The 17,825-nt window shown below is 38.4% G+C and carries 17 protein-coding genes; 11 read left to right on the forward strand and 6 right to left on the reverse strand.

What is annotated here, in order from left to right:
- Positions 1 to 102 precede the first annotated feature (102 nt).
- From ACLL8Z_RS03745 to ACLL8Z_RS03765, 5 genes are all read left to right on the forward strand, one after another.
- On the forward strand, positions 103 to 333 hold the full coding sequence (locus tag ACLL8Z_RS03745) for a class I SAM-dependent methyltransferase (RefSeq protein ID WP_411273419.1): 231 nt from the start codon (positions 103 to 105) through the stop codon (positions 331 to 333).
- A complete protein-coding gene (locus ACLL8Z_RS03750; protein ID WP_411273420.1) occupies positions 296 to 592 on the forward strand; it encodes a hypothetical protein in 297 nt (98 codons plus the stop codon). Before ACLL8Z_RS03745 ends, ACLL8Z_RS03750 begins: the two co-directional genes overlap by 38 nt.
- Before the next feature lie 142 nt (positions 593 to 734).
- Positions 735 to 2,237: a YfcC family protein gene (locus ACLL8Z_RS03755; RefSeq protein WP_411273421.1), complete on the forward strand. Its 1,503-nt coding sequence runs from the start codon at positions 735 to 737 to the stop codon at positions 2,235 to 2,237.
- A 349-nt stretch (positions 2,238 to 2,586) separates the two neighbouring features.
- Positions 2,587 to 3,447, forward strand: coding sequence for a peptide chain release factor N(5)-glutamine methyltransferase (prmC, locus tag ACLL8Z_RS03760; RefSeq protein WP_411273422.1), 861 nt, complete (start codon positions 2,587 to 2,589; stop codon positions 3,445 to 3,447).
- A 28-nt stretch (positions 3,448 to 3,475) separates the two neighbouring features.
- Positions 3,476 to 4,528: a nucleoid-associated protein gene (locus ACLL8Z_RS03765; RefSeq protein ID WP_411273423.1), complete on the forward strand. Its 1,053-nt coding sequence runs from the start codon at positions 3,476 to 3,478 to the stop codon at positions 4,526 to 4,528.
- A 3-nt stretch (positions 4,529 to 4,531) separates the two neighbouring features.
- Here ACLL8Z_RS03765 and xerD read toward each other — a convergent pair whose 3' ends face one another.
- On the reverse strand, positions 4,532 to 5,431 hold the full coding sequence (xerD, locus tag ACLL8Z_RS03770; RefSeq protein WP_411273424.1) for a site-specific tyrosine recombinase XerD: 900 nt from the start codon (positions 5,429 to 5,431) through the stop codon (positions 4,532 to 4,534).
- A 33-nt stretch (positions 5,432 to 5,464) separates the two neighbouring features.
- Between xerD and ACLL8Z_RS03775 the strand changes: the two genes are divergently transcribed.
- Positions 5,465 to 5,878, forward strand: a complete 414-nt coding sequence (locus ACLL8Z_RS03775; protein ID WP_411273425.1) for a type II 3-dehydroquinate dehydratase — start codon at positions 5,465 to 5,467, stop codon at positions 5,876 to 5,878.
- On the opposite strand, the gene ACLL8Z_RS03780 is transcribed toward ACLL8Z_RS03775, so the two are convergent.
- Entirely contained in the window at positions 5,873 to 6,889 is a 1,017-nt protein-coding gene (locus tag ACLL8Z_RS03780; RefSeq protein ID WP_411273426.1) for a glycosyltransferase family 2 protein, read from the reverse strand. The genes ACLL8Z_RS03775 and ACLL8Z_RS03780 overlap by 6 nt on opposite strands.
- Entirely contained in the window at positions 6,882 to 7,766 is an 885-nt protein-coding gene (locus ACLL8Z_RS03785; RefSeq protein ID WP_411273427.1) for a lysophospholipid acyltransferase family protein, read from the reverse strand. Before ACLL8Z_RS03785 ends, ACLL8Z_RS03780 begins: the two co-directional genes overlap by 8 nt.
- 121 nt (positions 7,767 to 7,887) lie before the next feature.
- Here ACLL8Z_RS03785 and ACLL8Z_RS03790 point away from each other — a divergent pair, with 121 nt between their 5' ends.
- The 4 genes from ACLL8Z_RS03790 to bioB all read left to right on the forward strand — a co-directional run bounded on the left by ACLL8Z_RS03790 (position 7,888) and on the right by bioB (position 12,151).
- The gene (locus tag ACLL8Z_RS03790) at positions 7,888 to 8,496 is read left to right on the forward strand and encodes a WbqC family protein (RefSeq protein WP_411273428.1); all 609 of its coding nucleotides are present in this window, start codon (positions 7,888 to 7,890) and stop codon (positions 8,494 to 8,496) included.
- A 2-nt stretch (positions 8,497 to 8,498) separates the two neighbouring features.
- Positions 8,499 to 9,623 (forward strand): magnesium/cobalt transporter CorA, encoded by a 1,125-nt coding sequence (corA, locus tag ACLL8Z_RS03795; protein WP_411273429.1) that lies wholly within the window; start codon positions 8,499 to 8,501, stop codon positions 9,621 to 9,623.
- Positions 9,624 to 9,720: 97 nt separating this feature from the next.
- Positions 9,721 to 11,070 (forward strand): magnesium transporter, encoded by a 1,350-nt coding sequence (gene mgtE, locus ACLL8Z_RS03800; protein ID WP_411273430.1) that lies wholly within the window; start codon positions 9,721 to 9,723, stop codon positions 11,068 to 11,070.
- Between the two features lie 82 nt (positions 11,071 to 11,152).
- The gene (gene bioB / locus ACLL8Z_RS03805; RefSeq protein ID WP_411273431.1) at positions 11,153 to 12,151 is read left to right on the forward strand and encodes a biotin synthase BioB; all 999 of its coding nucleotides are present in this window, start codon (positions 11,153 to 11,155) and stop codon (positions 12,149 to 12,151) included.
- Positions 12,152 to 12,171: 20 nt separating this feature from the next.
- On the opposite strand, the gene ACLL8Z_RS03810 is transcribed toward bioB, so the two are convergent.
- Together ACLL8Z_RS03810 and ACLL8Z_RS03815 are read right to left on the reverse strand one after the other, a co-directional pair.
- Complete coding sequence (locus ACLL8Z_RS03810) at positions 12,172 to 14,298, reverse strand: FUSC family membrane protein (RefSeq protein ID WP_411273432.1); 2,127 nt, start codon at positions 14,296 to 14,298, stop codon at positions 12,172 to 12,174.
- Positions 14,299 to 14,364: 66 nt separating this feature from the next.
- A complete protein-coding gene (locus ACLL8Z_RS03815; RefSeq protein WP_411273433.1) occupies positions 14,365 to 14,775 on the reverse strand; it encodes an organic hydroperoxide resistance protein in 411 nt (136 codons plus the stop codon).
- Between the two features lie 1,404 nt (positions 14,776 to 16,179).
- On the opposite strand from ACLL8Z_RS03815, the gene ACLL8Z_RS03820 reads away from it, so the two are divergent.
- On the forward strand, positions 16,180 to 17,526 hold the full coding sequence (locus tag ACLL8Z_RS03820; RefSeq protein ID WP_411273434.1) for a PhoH family protein: 1,347 nt from the start codon (positions 16,180 to 16,182) through the stop codon (positions 17,524 to 17,526).
- 80 nt (positions 17,527 to 17,606) lie between these two features.
- Here the strand turns inward: ACLL8Z_RS03820 and ACLL8Z_RS03825 are convergent, their stop codons facing one another.
- Positions 17,607 to 17,807 (reverse strand): cold-shock protein, encoded by a 201-nt coding sequence (locus ACLL8Z_RS03825; protein ID WP_079701265.1) that lies wholly within the window; start codon positions 17,805 to 17,807, stop codon positions 17,607 to 17,609.
- Between the last annotated feature and the right edge of the window lie 18 nt (positions 17,808 to 17,825).

Consider the following 17,825-nt stretch of genomic DNA (forward strand, 5'->3'; position numbering starts at 1 on the left):
AGCGGTATAGTTATCCATCTGTAAACCTGGTGGGTCTTATTGAAGGAACCGATCCGGTGCTTTCGAAAGAATATGTTTTGTACAGCGGTCATACGGATGCACATGGTATTCGCAACAGCATTGATGGAGATAGTAGATGTGGCTGCAGGTGTAGGTGAGCAATCCATCACCGTTGCAAATAAAGTTGGTGCAACTGGCTATGTACTTGCTACTGACATCTCATCCAATATACTTGAATTTGCACAACAAATGGCTAAGCAGGCAGGCCTGAATAATATTGAAACCCAGGTAATGGATGGGGAAAACCTTACTCTTACCAGAAGGCGTTATTGAAAAAGCATTCTCACAAGCTGGATTTATAAATGTAAAATCGGAGCTTGTTGACTCTCCTTTGCTGCTTGCATCGGCAAAAGAATGCGTACGGTTTGAAAAAGAATCATTTGGAGCTTTACATCAGATGATGAGTACTTTATCTGATAATGATAAGGATTCAGTTTGGAATGAGATTGAAGTAGAGCTAAAGAAGTTTGAAACCGAAAATGGCTTTGCGGGACCGTGTGAAATGGTTGTAGCTGTTGGAGAAAAGCCATAACAACTGAAAAGCGATTTAAATCAGTGCAGGCTGGACCGCAGCGCAGCAAGGGATCTTATGAGGTTATTACAACGCCGATATGAGTTCACAGAAAACGAAATAGAATGGCAGTTTTAATAACATTCAATCGCAAAACTATTAAATGAGAAAATATTTTAAGCTGCCGACTGCCACTACCCTTATGATGTTCGTAATTATCCTTGCTGCCATCAGTACATGGATATTACCAGCAGGACAATACAGTAAATTGACGAACGATGATAATAAGGCTTTTCTTGTTACCTCAAAACATGGTTCAACCTCCCTGCCTTTTAGCCAAAAAACCCTTGACAGTCTTTCAATCAAAATACCGTTGGAAAAATTTGCAAAGGGAGATATGGTTAAGCCCATATCAATACCGAAAACCTACCAACAAGATGTAAAAAAACCACAGGGTTTTGTAGACATATTGCAAGCTCCTATAAAAGGGATTGTGGATAGTATTGATATTGTACTGTTTATTTTGGTTATTGGCGGGTTTATGCAAATTTTTAATAAAACTGGCGCAATGCTTTCTGGGGTGAAATACTTAGCAAGCAGAATGAAAGGCAGAGAACGCTTACTAATTATTATATTAACTTTTATCTTTTCGTTTTTAGGTGGTTCATATGGAATGGACGTGGAGTCCATTGTCTTTTATCCTGTATTAGTACCCCTATTATTGGCTGCAGGTTATGATTTAATTGTGCCTTTGGCTATCGTTTTTGGCGGGGCAGGGGTTGGTTTTATTGCCAGTTTCTCCAATCCATTTTCTACTATTATAGCAAGCAATACACTGGGCATTAATTGGTTAGAAGGATTTTATGAAAGGCTTTTATTTTTTTTCATCTCCACCGCACTTTTCGTTTGGTATTTACTCAGATACGCTGACAAGGTCAAGAAAAATCCAACTGCATCGTTGGTTTATCAAATGGATGGAAGCGCCAATTCTACTTTTGATCTGCACGTAACATCTGAAACAGAAAAAATAACTCTGACATTAAAAGCAAAGGCTTTTCTACTTTTATTCTTACTCACATTCGTGAGTATGATTGTCGGCATCATTTTTTTAAACTGGTGGACTACAGAAATGTCAGCTTTATTTTTAGGTTCCGCCTTATTAATTGCCATCATTGATAAGATGGATGAAAAACATTTTGTGAATGAATTTACAAAGGGGATGGAATCTATGCTTACTGTTGCTCTCATCGTAGGTTTGGCTCGTGGTGTTACCATCGTACTGAATGATGGAATGGTGAGTGATTCCATTTTATATTATGCATCCAATGTAGTGCAACATTTTTATCCAACGGTGTTTATTTTACTGATAATGTTATTTTATTTTTTTTTTACCGTTCCTGTTAGTTCTTCATCTGGTATGGCTGTGCTTACGATGCCGATTATTGGTTCCCTGGCAATTTTATTGAATATTCCCGGTCGAGAAGTTGTGAATTCGTATTTGTATGGCATTGGAATCATGTATTTAATTACTCCAACGGGTTCGGTATTTCCCGCGCTCACTATGGTAAACGTCAGTTACAAGGCATGGTTAAAGTTTATTATTCCGTTCGTAATTGGATTGCTAATTTTAAGTGCACTATTTTTAACGATAGGGATTAATTTTTAAGTTGTTGCCGAAAATTATCCAACCTTTTGTAGCGATTGTGCTAAATCAGGTATTTAAGAAATGAACTGTTCGTATGGATAAGATGACCTGCACTTACTATAACAAAGCAGGGAAGGAGAAGACAATTCGTTTGGATTGCCTCGTCGTGCCTCCTCGCAAAGACACCCTGTTTCATTACAACTAAAACCGCAACCTCCTGAGTTAAAACACCGCCTGTCATTTCGAGCGCAGCGAAGCCTGCCTACCGCAGACAATCTCAAATAACATACCTTGGCGCAAAGTATTACACCCAAAACCCCAATTTTAAGTACCATCCTCAATTCTAATTTCAAATACTTTACTTTGCTGAATGACAATCGCCAGCATTGAAAAGGTGTTTATTGAAGACCTGACCAGTTTATATGGTTTGGAAGAAGCAGGGAGCATTGTCTGGCTGGTAATCGGTTTTGTTTGCAAAATTAATCGTTCTCAATATCTCAACAACAGAAATGATCAGCTTAGCGAAGATCAGCTGCGGACCTTTTATGAAATCCTAAGTCAATTAAAACAGGCAATCCCTGTCCAATATGTACTTTGTGAAACAGAATTTTATGGCTCTGTTTTTAAAGTTAGTCCGGCTGTGCTTATCCCGCGACCTGAAACCGAAGAACTGGTGGACTGGATACTAAAAGATGCAAAAGTAAATCCAACTTATTACACAGGCTTGAGAATGCTGGATATTGGAACAGGCAGCGGCTGCATCCCGATCACTCTGAAAAAGTATCTCCCGGACATGGAAGTTTCTGCGCTGGACATATCTTCCGATGCCCTCGAGCTTGCAAAAGAAAATGCCGGGCTAAATAATACCGATGTCAATTTTATACAAGACGATATCCTGAATCCGTTTACGGAATTGGGTAAATTCTCCGTTATATCGAGCAATCCGCCTTACGTAACACTTGCTGAAAAGGCACAAATGCACATTAATGTGCTTGATCATGAACCTCATTTGGCTTTATTTGTACCCGACGATGATCCGCTCATCTTTTACAAAGCAATTACACGTTTCGCAGAAAGGCATCTCGAAGGGGGAGGCCTGCTGTATCTGGAAATAAATGAAAATCATGGACAGGAAACGGTTTCACTTCTCATTGACAGCGGCTTCAAAGACATTGAATTGCGACAGGATCTCCGGGACAGGGACAGGATGATAAAAGCACGTTTAAGATAATTTTACAGATCTCAGGACAATTTTTAACATGGTAACATCATACGAAGCCGCCTTAGTGGAACTTTCTGTTCACCGGATTGGAAATAAAATTCAGAACGAATTCTATAACTTATCGGAGCAGCCGCTTGAAATCAACGACGAGATACTGAACAGGTTGCTGATGCAATATTTCCTGATACCTTTTGAAAAACAGAATGAGCTATATCGGTTTATGCATTCCAGCAAGGACCTCAATCTGAATGAACTATTTCATTTCAGTTCACATATTTTTGCGGACAAGGATAAATTTCACGAATTATCAGGGCAAATTACCAGGCATCTATTCGACATATCCAATCATCCTAAAATTAAGTCGGGAGAGCTCTACATCGCTCGCTTTACTAATTTACAACTGGAAGGGGAGCTCGTTGATGCAATTGGTATATTCAAATCGGAGACTAAAGAGCCCTTTTTAAAAGTTCATCCCGCAAAAGGTGGATTTGACCTGAGCTATGAAGAAAATGGCATTAATATTCATAAACTTGATAAGGGCTGCCTGATATTTAATACCGAAGAGGCTGAGGGTTATAAAGTGATGGTGATAGACCAAACCAACCGCACAGACGCAGCCTATTGGAAGGATGAGTTTCTTAAATTGAAGATAAGAAACGATAACTTCAACAAAACCAGCAATACGCTGAACGTCTGTAAGGACTTCATAAGCAATAAAATAGGGGAGGATTTTGACATCTCCAAAGCAGATAAAATTGATCTGTTAAATAAGTCGCTGAAATACTTTAAAGAAAAAGACAGCTTTGATATTGATGAATTCTCCGAAGAGGTAATCGGCAATGAAAAAGCAATTAAATCTTTTAAGAACTTTACTCAGGATTATAGTAATGAATTCGATGCAGGTTTGGGAGGTTCATTTGATATATCGGAAGCTGCTGTAAAAAAACAGGCGAGGGTATTTAAAAGTATATTAAAGCTTGACAAGAATTTCCATATCTACATTCACGGCAATAATGAATTGATAGAAAAAGGCTTTGATGAGAATAAGTCAATGAATTTCTATAAAGTATATTTCAACGAGGAACAATAATTACTAGCTCCTTGGATGGAATTGCACAATTACTTCCCGAAGGTAATCTCTATCAAGGTGAGTATAAATTTCTGTTGTTGTAATGCTTTCATGTCCCAGCATTTCCTGCACTGCCCGAAGGTCTGCACCTCCTTCGATTAAATGGGTAGCAAAAGAGTGCCTGAAGGTATGCGGACTAATACTCTTGGAAATACCAGCTGATTTTGCGAGGCCTTTTATTATAAGAAATACCATGACCCGGGATATAGGGCTGCCCCGTCTGTTTAAGAATACGAAATCCCCCTTGCCCGGCTTAACTGGAATGTGAACACGGATATCCTCAATAAATATTTTCAGAAATTTAATAGCTTCGGAGCCAATTGGAACCAGTCGCTCTTTATTCCCTTTGCCTAGGATCTTTATAAATTCAATATCCAAATGAAGGTTGGATATTCTAAGACCTGTCAGTTCTGAAACTCTTAACCCACTTCCGTAAAGTGTTTCCAGCATTGCCTTGTTGCGCATACCTTCAGGTTTTGATAAATCAATTGCATCGATAATTTTATTTATTTCAAGTATGTTGAGAGTATCAGGGAGCTTCCTCGTCATTTTGGGACTTTCAAGCAAAGCAGATGGATCGACATCCATTTTGTTTTCTAAAACAAGGTACTTAAAAAATGCCTTGAGCCCTGATAGCACCCGCGCCTGGGTAGAAGGGATCATGCCAAGCTGATTCACCCAGACTAGAAAATTCTTTAGGTCTGTACTTGTAACCTTCGCTGGTTCTTTCACTTCAAACCTGGACATGAAAAATTGCAGAAGCTTATCAACATCGTGCAAATAAGCCTCAATTGTGTTTACCGATAAAGAGCGCTCGAGTTTTAAATATGCCTTAAAACCCCGCAGGCTTGATTGCCAGTCCAAATTATTTTCTAAGTTTGATTAAAATTTATTTTGATGAAGATACAGATCATTAATGGACCAAATTTAAACTTACTTGGCCTACGTGAAAAATCTATTTATGGCGATAGTAGTTTTGAAGATTATCTTGTAACACTCAGGGATAAGTATCAGATCATAGACATTGAATATTTCCAGAGCAATATAGAAGGTGAGATAATCAATAAGCTGCATGAAGTAGGTTTTTCATACGATGGTATAATCCTTAACGGAGGTGCATATACTCACACATCCATTGGTATTGCAGATGCTATTGCCGGCATAAACACGATAGTTGTGGAAGTTCATATATCTAACATTTATGCGAGGGAGGAATTCAGACATGTTTCCTTGTCCGGAAAAAATTGCAGGGGAGTAATAACCGGCTTTGGCCTGGAGGGATACCGATTAGCTTTAGAAAGCTTCTTATAAGTCGTTAAAAGTCTTCTTTTGTTGTACAAAATATTGCCATACGATACTGATGTTCATCAGTCCCGCACGGTTGAAATTAGTAGTACTAATCTTCCTGGCCTTCTCCGCATTCTTAAAAATGTTTTTGAAGAATGATATGTGAGCCCTGGTAATTGCCCATGCATCCCTGGATTTGCCATCATATAGAAATTTACATAATGATATCAGATCAAGCCATAATCTGCAGAAGATGATCACGCTTGCGTGTAGAAATGGACGATTTTTCTGGATCAGGATAAGGTTATTTCTGAAATTTAAATAAGTCTTAAATGGATTCTCGCTATTAAGAGTACCTCCGCCTACATGATAAATTACTGAATCCGGGCAAAACATAATTTTTAAGCCCAAATTCTTTAACCTCCAGCATAGATCTATCTCTTCCATATGGGCAAAAAAATCTTCATCAAGTCCTCCCACTTCAATCCATTTATCCCTTTTAACAAACAGTGCAGCTCCGGAAGCCCAGAATATTTCTTTCACATCATCATATTGGCCATGATCCGCTTCTACGGAATCAAAAATGCGGCCTCTGCAAAATGGGTAGCCAAATATATCGAGGAAACCGCCGGCAGCTCCGGCATATTCGAATTTATGCTTATCCTTATAAGACAAGATTTTGGGCTGCACAGCCGCGATTTGACTATCTGTTTCCATTAGCTGAATAACTGGCTGGATCCACTCCGGATGAACCTCTACATCGGAATTCAATAGTATGAAATAATCACTTTTAACCTGGCTCAGAACTTCATTGTAGCCTCCGGCATAACCATAATTCTGATCATTATTTATTACTCTAATTTGAGGATAGTTAGCTTCAATAAACTGAACAGAGTTATCAGTAGAAGCATTATCACCGACAATGATCTGAAGATTTGGGTGAGTGCTCGCGCATACCGAAGGCAGGAACTGCTTTAAATGGTTTAGACCATTCCAATTCAGGATTACTACACTTACGCTTGGTACATTAGTCATTTTTAAAGTCTTCTGGCTTAAACTTCCATCGTTTGTGAGACCATAGCCAAAATTCTGGTTTTTCTATGATCAGGTTCTCAAGTTCAAGTGTGTGTGCATTTGTGATCGCGTGTTCAGAGCATTGGTCAGGATAATTAACCAACGGTTTAACTGTACTTTTATAATATCCTCGTTTTATGCGTTTTATACTGAAATAAATTATCGGATTATTTGTTTTCATAGCAATCTTCTCGATCCCTAAATATACCGCCGTAGTCTGGTTCAAAAACTTTGTGAAGTATTGCGATTCATCTCTTGTCGGGGTTTGATCTCCTACCAAAACTAAAACATGTGGCTTGTTTCTGTACTCAGCAACTTTCCTGAACGTTTGCTTCATTGGGATCATTATAGTACCGAAACGTGAGCGTATTTTATTTATGAGGTTGTCAAATCTCTCATCCGACAAGGGCTTATAAACTACCAGCACATCGTGCTTCAATTCGAGTGGTATCCCAAGCGGCCCCCATTCCCAGTTCCCGTAATGGCCAGATACAGCGATGACAGACCGTCCTTCTTCAAGATGTCTGACAATGATCTCCAAATTTTCAAACAGGTAACGTTCTTTTAATTCGGCTTCAGTAATTGAAATGCTTTTAATTGATTCGACAATAATATCAGCTAAATATTTGAAGTAACTTTTTTCTATAACTGAACGTTCTTCAGCAGATTTCTCGGGAAAGGCATTTGCGAGATTGTTTAGTACCACCTTTCGCCGGTATTTAAAAACATAATAAATAAACAAAAACAGGATATCTGAAAGTAGGTAAATTAACCAAAACGGAAGTAATGAAATTAATTTCAGGAAAAAAGCTATCACCTGGAACAAAACTTTGTTCATCCTTGAAAGACTATTTTTTTCAACTTTCTAGCAATTATTCCCTTTGATTTATGAAGATTCCTCGAATAGGGATATTTAATTTGTTATTTTCGACATCCGGATAACAAATCTAAGTCAAACAATGCAAAAAGGAGCAATTTTCCCTTTATTTTATCTTCCTCCAATAGAGTATTTCAGCGAGATTGTTTCACATAAGGATCACATTTTGATAGAAAATGCAGAGCATTTTGAGAAACAAAGCTATCGTAATCGGGCATCAATACATTCGCCTAACGGTAAATTAGATCTGGTTATTCCTGTTGTAAAGGGCTCGAAAAACCACACCAAGGTTAAAGACGTTAAAATTAGTTATGATTTTGACTGGCAGCGATTGCACATTATGAGCCTTCAAACTTCATACAGAAGCTCTGCGTATTTCGAGTATTACGAAGATGACCTCATGCCCTTTTACCAGAAGAAATGGGATTTTTTGTTCGACTACAATGAAGAATTTTTCAACTTGTTCCTAAGCTTTATGAAGTTAAGTGTTAGTTATGGTTATTCAAATGACTTTGTAAAAGAATATTCTGAAAACCTGGATTTCCGCAGCACGATTCATCCTAAGCGATCATCTAAACCTCAGTTTAAGTCTTATTTCCAGGTTTTTGATGAGAGAAATGGTTTCATACCTAATTTAAGTATTGCAGATTTACTTTTTAACCAAGGCCCCCAGAGCAGTAAATACCTTTAAAAATGGCTAAAATCCGACGCATACAACTTAAGTCAAAAAAATATATCCCGCTCCCGGGTATCAGTCCAGGATCTATACAGCTCTATGAGGGGGCTTTACCATCTAAGATTACAGCTTTTGCATATGACAATACCGAATATCAGTGTGAGGACCTGAATTCCCTTGATGAACTGGATAAGTATTTTAAAAAACGCCCGGCTCTAACGCATTGGATTGATATCCGTGGGATAGGAGAACTGGAGTTGTATGACTACATCGAGAAGAAATATAAGATACATAAACTAGTTTTGGAAGATATTGCCAATATTCAGCAGCGTCCAAAGGTCGACGAATATGATGGCTATCTCTATGCTGTAAGCCGGATGCTGTATGTTGATACTGGTCTGGAAATCGAAAATGAGCAGGTATCGTTTATTCTATTTCCGAAGGTACTTATCAGTTTTCAGGAAAATTATACACAAAAATTTGAACCAGTAATACATAGACTTCAGTCCGGCAAAGGCAATATTCGTGCAGGTGGCTCCTCATATATGCTTTATTCACTAATGGATGTAATAGTTGATGATTATTTCACACTTATATACAAGCTTGGTGATGAACTTGAAACCATTGAAGAGCTTTTATACCGTAAGCCCGATAAAACTCTAATGCATCAAACACAGGCAATTAAGAGAGCAATGATTATGATCAGGAGAGCCGTATGGCCAGAACGCGATAAAATAAATGACATGATTCGCAGCGAGAGCAAACTCATTAACAAACAAACAAAGACTTTCCTAAAAGACACCTACGATCATTGTATGCAAGTAATTGACCTCGTTGAGAGTTATAAAGATATAACAACCAGCCTGATCGATATGAACCTCTCGTTCATCAGTAACAGGATGAATGAAATCATGAAGGTTCTGACCATTATTTCCTCAATTTTTATTCCCCTTACATTTATTGCAGGTGTATATGGAATGAATTTCGCTTATCAGGATCCCAAAACAGGAGAGATCCTTCAACATAATATGCCTGAATTATATTCGGAAAACGGGTATGTGTATACTATGGCAGTGATGGTTTTAATTGGCATTGTTCAAATGTTCTACTTTTGGCGAAAAGGATGGCTTAGTAATAAATGATGCTGCCTTGCGGCGTATGCTGCCGAATATCGTAAAAAATAGGGTGAACACTATCAACCAAAAGCCTATTTGTCGTCTGTAATTGCTACTTTTAGCAATGCAATCTTTTGAACTGGATAAATCAGATATTCTTAAATTCAGAAAAGCCCTCGAAGAGGACGATTCTGTATTGAAAGCTCTGGTTGCTGAATATCATCCCTCAGAAATTGCTATTCTTTTCGAAAGTCTCCCTCAGGAATCGCGCGAAAGGATCATCAGTATTTTACCCGCAGAGCTCGCTTCGGAAGTTATTTCGGAAATGGACTCTGAATTCCATCCAGAAAGACTGCTCGAAAATCTACACCCTGAGCGTCGATCTGAAATTGTCGAAGAATTAGACTATGATGATGCAACCGATATTATCAGTCAGCTTCCCGAAGATCAACAGCAGGAGATATTAGAAGAGCTTGATGAAGTAGACGCATCTAGTATTCGTTCCCTTTTAAAGTACGATAAAGATACTGCCGGTGGGCTGATGAACAACCAGGTCATCAAGATCAGCATGAACTTGATGAAAAAGGATGCTCTGGAAGATATTATCAGGCAATCCGAAGAAATGGAGGAGTTTTATACTATAAATGTGATCGATGATCACAACGTACTTCGGGGCATAGTGTCTTTAAAGGATATTATAAAAGCCCGTAACAATGTAAGGATTGAAGAAATTATTAATACAAACTTTGTTTACGTCAAAGCAGACACAGACCAGGAGGAAGTTGTCAGACTAATTTCACAATATAACCTGACAAGTATACCTGTTGTGGACGATGATATGCACCTTCTCGGCAGGATCACCTTCGATGACGTAATTGATGTTATGGAGGAAGAGAATACCGAGGATATTTTGAAAATATCTGGAGTTTCAGAGGATGAAGAACTTGCTGGTAATTGGAAGGAAGCTGTTAAAAGTCGTTTGCCATGGCTCATATTAAATTTAGGCACGGCATTTCTCGCTGCATCTGTTATCAGATATTTCGACAGTTCAATAGCAAGAATGGGTATCCTTGCTGGCTACATGGTTATGATTGCGGGCATGGGAGGCAATGCAGCAACTCAAGCACTTGCCGTGACTGTTCGGCGTATTTCCCTCAATGACCTTACCGATGATCAAGCTTATAGAACTGTCTTAAAAGAATTTACGGTGGGACTTATTAATGGAGCCAGTATCGGCTTCGTGATCTTTCTTTTTGCAGTTTTTTATGACGGCAATCCTATGCTTGGTCTGGTAATTTTTGTAGCAATGACCGGAAACCTGGTCATTGCAGGTATGGCTGGCTCGTCTATTCCTTTGATGTTAAAAAGGGTAGGGATAGATCCAGCAATCGCATCTTCAATTATAATAACCACCTTTACTGACGTTTTTGGCTTTTTGCTCTTGCTTGGACTGGCTAGTAAGCTCCTATTATAGTTATACAATGAGATTTTTACCATTTCAAGGCCAATGATTTTTTATAAATTTACTCATTCCGTTTAGCGCGGTGACATACCATATGACTGAGATCAGAAATAACTGGACAAAAGAGGAGATATCCCACATTTATCATAGCCCTTTACTCGACTTAATTTATCGCGCAGCAACGGTTCACAGAGAAAATAAAGACTACTCGGAGGTTCAAATAAGCAGTTTATTATCAATTAAAACCGGAGGTTGTCCGGAAGATTGTGCTTATTGTCCCCAGGCGGCTCGTTATAATACCGACCTTGAAGTGCAGGCTCTAATGTCCGTTAATGAAGTTACCCAGGCCGCCCAAAAGGCGAAGGATGCTGGTGCTTCGCGCTTATGTATGGGCGCTGCTTGGCGGGAAGTAAGGGATAACAGGGATTTTGACCGGGTGATTGAGATGGTGAAGTCTGTAAACTCTTTGGATATGGAGGTTTGCTGTACTTTGGGAATGCTGACGGAATCTCAGGCTCAAAGATTGGCTGATGCCGGACTTTATGCTTACAACCATAATCTGGATACTTCCGAAGACGATTACAAACGTATAATAACTACCCGTTCTTACGACGACCGGCTGAAAACCATCGACAATGCAAGAAAAGCTAAACTTACAGTGTGCAGTGGTGGAATTATTGGGCTTGGGGAATCAGTAAATGATCGAATTTCGATGTTAAAAACTCTGTCTAACATGGTTAAGCATCCTGAATCCGTTCCAATTAACGCCCTGGTTCCGGTGAAAGGTACTCCACTTGCCGATCAACCAAAAGTACCAATATGGGATATGGTAAGAATGATCGCTACAGCGCGTGTTATCATGCCTAAAACCGTTGTAAGACTATCTGCAGGGAGAACAGAAATGAGCTTAACTGATCAGGCTTTTTGCTTTATGGCAGGTGCAAATTCAATTTTTGCAGGAGACAAACTTCTGACCACCCCTAATCCAGCTATCAGTGACGATATGGAAATGTTCAAGTTGTTAGGACTTAAGCCTCGTGAAGCATTTAAAAACGGAAGACCCGGGGTAAAAATAGCACAGGAAGTACTGTAAGATTTTTTATTATGTTTTGCTCAGTTATTCGGAATTACCTTTTGTATATCCAGAATCAATTTGTTGATCGAGTCTAATTGCTCAAATAAAAGAAGTTGATCTTTAGAATTACTTTCATCACTCGGAAATTCGGGGAATCGTATTTCTTTCTCCATAAAATCCTGAGTCCCCAACTTTTTTATAATTTCACTTAAACTATACAAAGACTTTCGAATCAGTTTAATATGACTTTCATTGATGACTGGCTTGTCTGTTGTTTGCAGATTGTTAAATAAAGTTGCAGTGTACGATGACAGCATATGATTCATCACTACAAAACTGTGAATCTCTTTGATGTTCTGCTGCTTACTTTTAGGTTCAGATTGCATACGCTGAAAAGCGCTCCCAAGATTTGCAGAACTTACATAAACGTCCTTTCGGGCAAGCTTATATAGAGTAAGATCAAATGGCTTATCCGCCAATTCGTCCGTTACTTTGAGTAAGTAATGGTAATTGGCAATCAGGGCTTCCCTCATAAAATTACTTAGGTGATGATATTCCCAGTTTGGCAGGATTATAAAGCTTGCAGCCAGTGCAATAAAAGATCCGATAAATGTATCAACTATTCTTTCCTGGGCAATCAACAAATTGTTTTCTCCCAGAAAGCTGAATAGAATCAGAATATAAGGTGTCATGAACAAAACACTTACAACATAATTAAGCCGTTGAAAGCTAAAAGTACCTACCATGAAGATGAGAAGGAAAACAAAAAGGGTCGTTTGGTCTTTCACGACGATCAGGATTAATGCGCCCGCAACTCCGCCGCAAAGGGTTCCTATTAATCGCTCTATGTTTCTTTGCTTTGTGAGACTGAAGGCGGGCTTTAGAATAACGAGAATGGTAAGCAGGATCCAGTAACTATGGTGTCCAAAGGGGAATAATTTGGAAACAAGAAAACCAATCAAGCACATTAGTGCAACCCGCACAGAATGTCGGAATATGGATGATTCAAACGTCAGGTTGTCCTTCATAATCTTAAGATCAAAGTCCTGATGGGAGACAAATTTCTTTAGATCTTCAATACGTCTGATACTGTTGCCCGCGAGCTGTGGATTATCATAATAACTGTAAATCTTCCTGACCCGGCTGGCCATATTACGGATATTTATCAGAATCTTTTTGAGTACCAGGTTGCTAATTTCCAGTTCTTCCAGCTTATCTATATTAAGTTTTAAAGCATCAAGTGCCTCTTTATAATGGTGAAGGCGTTCAGGCTTGTCATTGCTAATAATAAAGTAGCTTAGATTCTCAAGCTCTTCACTAAATTTCACAATGATATCTTTAAAGCCATCCAAAACATTAGTCCGTCCAAAAGTATTTCGGATTGCCTGATAGTCATAATGGGTAGCCATTGATTGATCAAACAGATCAACTATATCCACGAAAACAAGTATCAACAGTCTTCCGGTATTAGTGGACTCCTTAACCATGAGCCTGCTCTTGAATAGAAGCTCTCTCACATCGTCCTGATGCTGATGAACAACAACCTGTTGTTCAACAAGCTTTTTATAATTTGACTCATGAACAGTTTTTAAATTATAAAAATCTGATTTGATCTTTACAAATTTAGCAACTTCACGGATACACTCGCCAAGAGCTTGTTGCGGCAGTCTGTATGGGCTTATCTGACTTAAAGACATGCTTAGCAGGGTATACCAAATGCCTCCAACTAATATATACAGTGCATGATTCCAAACTCCATTGTTTGCTACCAGGTTCTCATCAATTGTGAGGATCATGATAAAAAGGGCTGCAGTCCCGATTGATGAGGCTCGGTTACCGTAGACGGAAAAGAATGAGAAAAAAAAACAAAGAATTAATATTTCTAGCCCAATGAGTATGGGGCTCCAATTAATAAGGCTCGTTAAGACAGCAGTAATAAGGATAAAAAGATTGCAAAAGAGCATTCCATTACGCTTATGTACCAATGGTCCGGGATTATCGGCAATACTTACGCAAAGAGCTCCGAGAGAAATTGTTAAACCAATGGAGAGCTGGTCAAGCTTATAAAAAACAAGCGAGGGGAGAAGGACACCAAATGTTATGCGTAACCCATCAGAAAAGTACTGGCTGAAAATGAAAGATTTAATTTCCCTCGATTGGTTCATTCTAACAAAATTACCCTTATCTAAATTGATTAACAATTCAGATAAAGGTAACTCATAAGAAGTAAATTATATTGCAGTTACTCTGGTTTCAATATTACCTCTGGTTGCTTTTGAATACGGGCAAACCCGGTGGGCTTTATCTGCAAGTTTCTGGCTTTCCTCCGCAGTAATTCCGGGTATATGAACGTCAAGTTCAGCGGAAAGGACAAATGCATTACCATCGTTATTAAAAGAAACGCGCACGTCAACTGTTGCCTCAGAAACATCTGCACCTTCACGTTCAGCTAGCGACCCTAGAGCTCCCAGGTAGCAGGCTCCCCATGCAGCGGCAAATAATTGCTCCGGATTTGAGGCTCCCCCCTGGCCGCCCATTTCATGCGGTTTGTGCAAGTCCATTTCCAATATTCCATCTGAAGATTTAACATGACCATCACGCCCTCCTTTTGCAGTAACGACTGCTGTATATAATTTTTCCATTATTTTGTTTCATGACTAGAAGCAATAACTGTTCCTGTAAAGCGCGAATGACAATAATTATCATTTTACATGCTACCGCACCAAATTGAATTTGTTTTTTCCTGAGAGGAATTGAATACAGGCCGAATCAAGGTGCAGTATTTTTCTATTTCTAAGCGATATGTTGAAAATAACCTAAAGCTTTAATGTTGAAGAGGATTAAGTTTTTTGTGTCAAAGTACTCCATATCAAATTGATACATAATTGTTCAATGTTGATAAAGGCCCATTCATTGTGGGAAACATGTTCATAAAATTCATTAAATTTTGCTTGACACATGATACTTTATAGCATACCTTAGTGTTAATAAGAAAGAGGTACATTGACAGTCTGAAATAAAATCCCAAAAGATCCGAGACCTTCGGGTTTCACCAGATCGGGATTATTTAACCCTGATTCAGAACAAATCGCAAGATTTGCTCGAAAAGATCAGGATCGAAATGACAGACGTTATTGAAGATTGCACGTGTTTTAAATAATGTATGCAATATTGAGATGAAGGGCCACGGGAATCTTGTTCGGAAGAACATTGACTCTACGAACCAGTTAATTACTAGAAATCTTATGCTTTTGATCAACTACGGTTGAGAAGAAAGTTAAAACGGAGACCATAATCGCAAGAGGACGGTTTCCGTTTTTCGTTTTATAGCCTTTAGGGAACGCAATGATTTCAACTATTTTCCAGGCAACCTGTATCCAGTATTTTCTGTCTCTAAAACAATTTAGCTACACAGTTTTCAATTTCGAGTAATTTTACGCCTGCAAATTGTAGAGCCATACAGACAAATTGTTGATAAATTCTGGAGTTTAGAAATGTTAATATCCTTTTTAATAAGATATAATAGTCTGTAAATTAATATTATACAAATATACAAGATGTTCATAACACCCTGAAAAGTGTGAATAAACTTGTTATTAAAAACAATCATTTTCCCCTTGACAAAACGTGAATCAGGCCCTATATTAGTATTATTAAGACAGACGTACTTTGATAGCCTGAAATAATATCCCTAAAAATCCGAAGCTCTCGGGCTGCCAGATTTGGGATAATTTAAGCTTTAATTCAGACCAGCATCGTGAGATAAAGGCTGACAAGACAAGCTCCAATGGACAGGCATTACCTATATTGCAGACATTCTATGGAATGGTTGTGATGATAAAGTAAGGGTCAACGGATACTAATGGTTTGAAAAGATTTGCAGGAACGAACCAGCCAAAGTATGAATGAATTAATACTTTTAGCAACCACGGTTGCAAAAAAGTTAAAACGGGAATCCCAATCGAAAGAGTAAGGTTTCCGTTTTTCTTTTATAGAATTTCCATTTCCGCGGCAAACCTTCTGCTGATTTTCTTATTTTTGATTAAATGGGAAAAGATAATTCTACAGCCACATCGGCGAAAATATTTGTTCTTGACACTTCAGTGATTCTGTATGAACATGATGCTTATCAAAATTTCCAGGAACACGATGTGGCGATTCCAATCCAGGTACTTGAAGAACTAGATAATTTCAAGTCGGGAAACGATACCCGTAATTATGAGGCACGGAGTTTTATCCGTTTAATGGATAATATTTCCAAAAATTCTTTATTAAACGATTGGATTCCGTTGAAAGGGAAGGGGAGAGGCAGCTTCAAAGTGGTTATGGACCATATCCCAGCTCAAACTGATGCAGAAAAGATCTTTGGAGAGGGTAAATTTGATCATCGCATATTAAATGCTGCATTGAGCCTTCAGGAACAATATCCATTGAAAAAGATTATCCTTGTTTCAAAGGATATCTGTTTAAGACTTAAAGCAAAAGCGCTCAATCTTTTTGCAGAAGACTACGAAACCGGCAAGGTAAAAAATGTAGAAGAGCTTTTTACTGGCAAAACGGTGGTAGAAAACCTTGCGAATAAAGTGTTGGATGAACTTATTACTAAAAAAGTTATACCTATTGAAAAGACCGGCATTACTATCCCTCACGAAAATCATTTTTTTACGTTAAACAGTGAAAACAAAACAGCCTCCGCATATTATAATCCTAAGAAATTTGAATTAGAATATATCAACGGGCAGTCGATTTACAATATCGAGCCTAAAAATCCTGAACAGGCTTTCGCTATTCATGCATTGATGAATCCGGAAATTAAATTAGTAACTATTCAGGGTAATGCAGGTACGGGAAAGACTTTATTAGCGCTGGCAAGTGCTTTAGAGCAAAGAAAGAATTACAGACAGATTTTCGTAACCAGGCCCATAGTGCCTTTGAGTAATAAAGACATCGGTTTTCTACCTGGAGATATTAAATCTAAAATTGACCCGTATATGGCACCCATATGGGACAATTTAAAGTTCATAAAGGATCAATTAACAGACGATGATAAGGCTCAGGCAAAGATAGATGAACTTATACTCTCAGAGAAGATTTACGTTGCTCCGCTAGCTTTTATTAGAGGACGTACATTAACTAAAATATTTTTTATTGTTGACGAAGCACAAAACTTGACGCCACACGAGATAAAAACTATTATTTCCCGTGCTGGTGAAGATACAAAAATCGTCTTTACAGGTGATATCTATCAGATCGATACTCCATACCTGGATGCTGAAAGTAACGGACTGTCATACTTAATAGATAAAGCAAAGAACCATCCGCTTTATGCACATATCACTTTGCAAAAAGGTGAGAGAAGTGAACTTGCCAATTTAGCCAATGATTTGTTGTAGCCTCCTTGATCCAAAAAATGATATCATAAAAAAAGCCCCCGATTTCTCAGGGGCCTTTTTGTCAAATGATATATGTTGATTTAGTAAACAACCTTCACATTAACCGCGTTAAGGCCCTTTTTGCCACGCTCAACTTCGTATTGAACCTTGTCGTTTTCACGAATTTGATCAATTAAACCTGATGAATGAACAAAAACGTCCTCTTCACCTGACTCAGCGGGTACGATAAACCCGAATCCTTTAGTTTCATTAAAAAACTTTACTGTACCTTCTTTTTGCATTGTGTTATTTATTAATAT

The organism is Daejeonella sp. (assembly GCF_046590655.1).
Classification (GTDB): Bacteria; Bacteroidota; Bacteroidia; order Sphingobacteriales; family Sphingobacteriaceae; genus Daejeonella.

What these genes read in the sequence shown, in the direction of transcription:
- ACLL8Z_RS03745 (WP_411273419.1), top strand. Translation starts at nt 103, where the DNA reads ATGGTATTCGCAACAGCATTGATGGAGATAGTAGATGTGGCTGCAGGT.
- ACLL8Z_RS03750 (WP_411273420.1), top strand. Translation starts at nt 296, where the DNA reads ATGGGGAAAACCTTACTCTTACCAGAAGGCGTTATTGAAAAAGCATTC.
- ACLL8Z_RS03755 (WP_411273421.1), top strand. Translation starts at nt 735, where the DNA reads ATGAGAAAATATTTTAAGCTGCCGACTGCCACTACCCTTATGATGTTC.
- prmC (WP_411273422.1), top strand. Translation starts at nt 2,587, where the DNA reads ATGACAATCGCCAGCATTGAAAAGGTGTTTATTGAAGACCTGACCAGT.
- ACLL8Z_RS03765 (WP_411273423.1), top strand. Translation starts at nt 3,476, where the DNA reads ATGGTAACATCATACGAAGCCGCCTTAGTGGAACTTTCTGTTCACCGG.
- ACLL8Z_RS03775 (WP_411273425.1), top strand. Translation starts at nt 5,465, where the DNA reads ATGAAGATACAGATCATTAATGGACCAAATTTAAACTTACTTGGCCTA.
- ACLL8Z_RS03780 (WP_411273426.1), bottom strand. Translation starts at nt 6,889, where the DNA reads ATGACTAATGTACCAAGCGTAAGTGTAGTAATCCTGAATTGGAATGGT.
- ACLL8Z_RS03785 (WP_411273427.1), bottom strand. Translation starts at nt 7,766, where the DNA reads ATGAACAAAGTTTTGTTCCAGGTGATAGCTTTTTTCCTGAAATTAATT.
- ACLL8Z_RS03790 (WP_411273428.1), top strand. Translation starts at nt 7,888, where the DNA reads ATGCAAAAAGGAGCAATTTTCCCTTTATTTTATCTTCCTCCAATAGAG.
- corA (WP_411273429.1), top strand. Translation starts at nt 8,499, where the DNA reads ATGGCTAAAATCCGACGCATACAACTTAAGTCAAAAAAATATATCCCG.
- mgtE (WP_411273430.1), top strand. Translation starts at nt 9,721, where the DNA reads ATGCAATCTTTTGAACTGGATAAATCAGATATTCTTAAATTCAGAAAA.
- bioB (WP_411273431.1), top strand. Translation starts at nt 11,153, where the DNA reads ATGACTGAGATCAGAAATAACTGGACAAAAGAGGAGATATCCCACATT.
- ACLL8Z_RS03810 (WP_411273432.1), bottom strand. Translation starts at nt 14,298, where the DNA reads ATGAACCAATCGAGGGAAATTAAATCTTTCATTTTCAGCCAGTACTTT.
- ACLL8Z_RS03815 (WP_411273433.1), bottom strand. Translation starts at nt 14,775, where the DNA reads ATGGAAAAATTATATACAGCAGTCGTTACTGCAAAAGGAGGGCGTGAT.
- ACLL8Z_RS03820 (WP_411273434.1), top strand. Translation starts at nt 16,180, where the DNA reads ATGGGAAAAGATAATTCTACAGCCACATCGGCGAAAATATTTGTTCTT.
- ACLL8Z_RS03825 (WP_079701265.1), bottom strand. Translation starts at nt 17,807, where the DNA reads ATGCAAAAAGAAGGTACAGTAAAGTTTTTTAATGAAACTAAAGGATTC.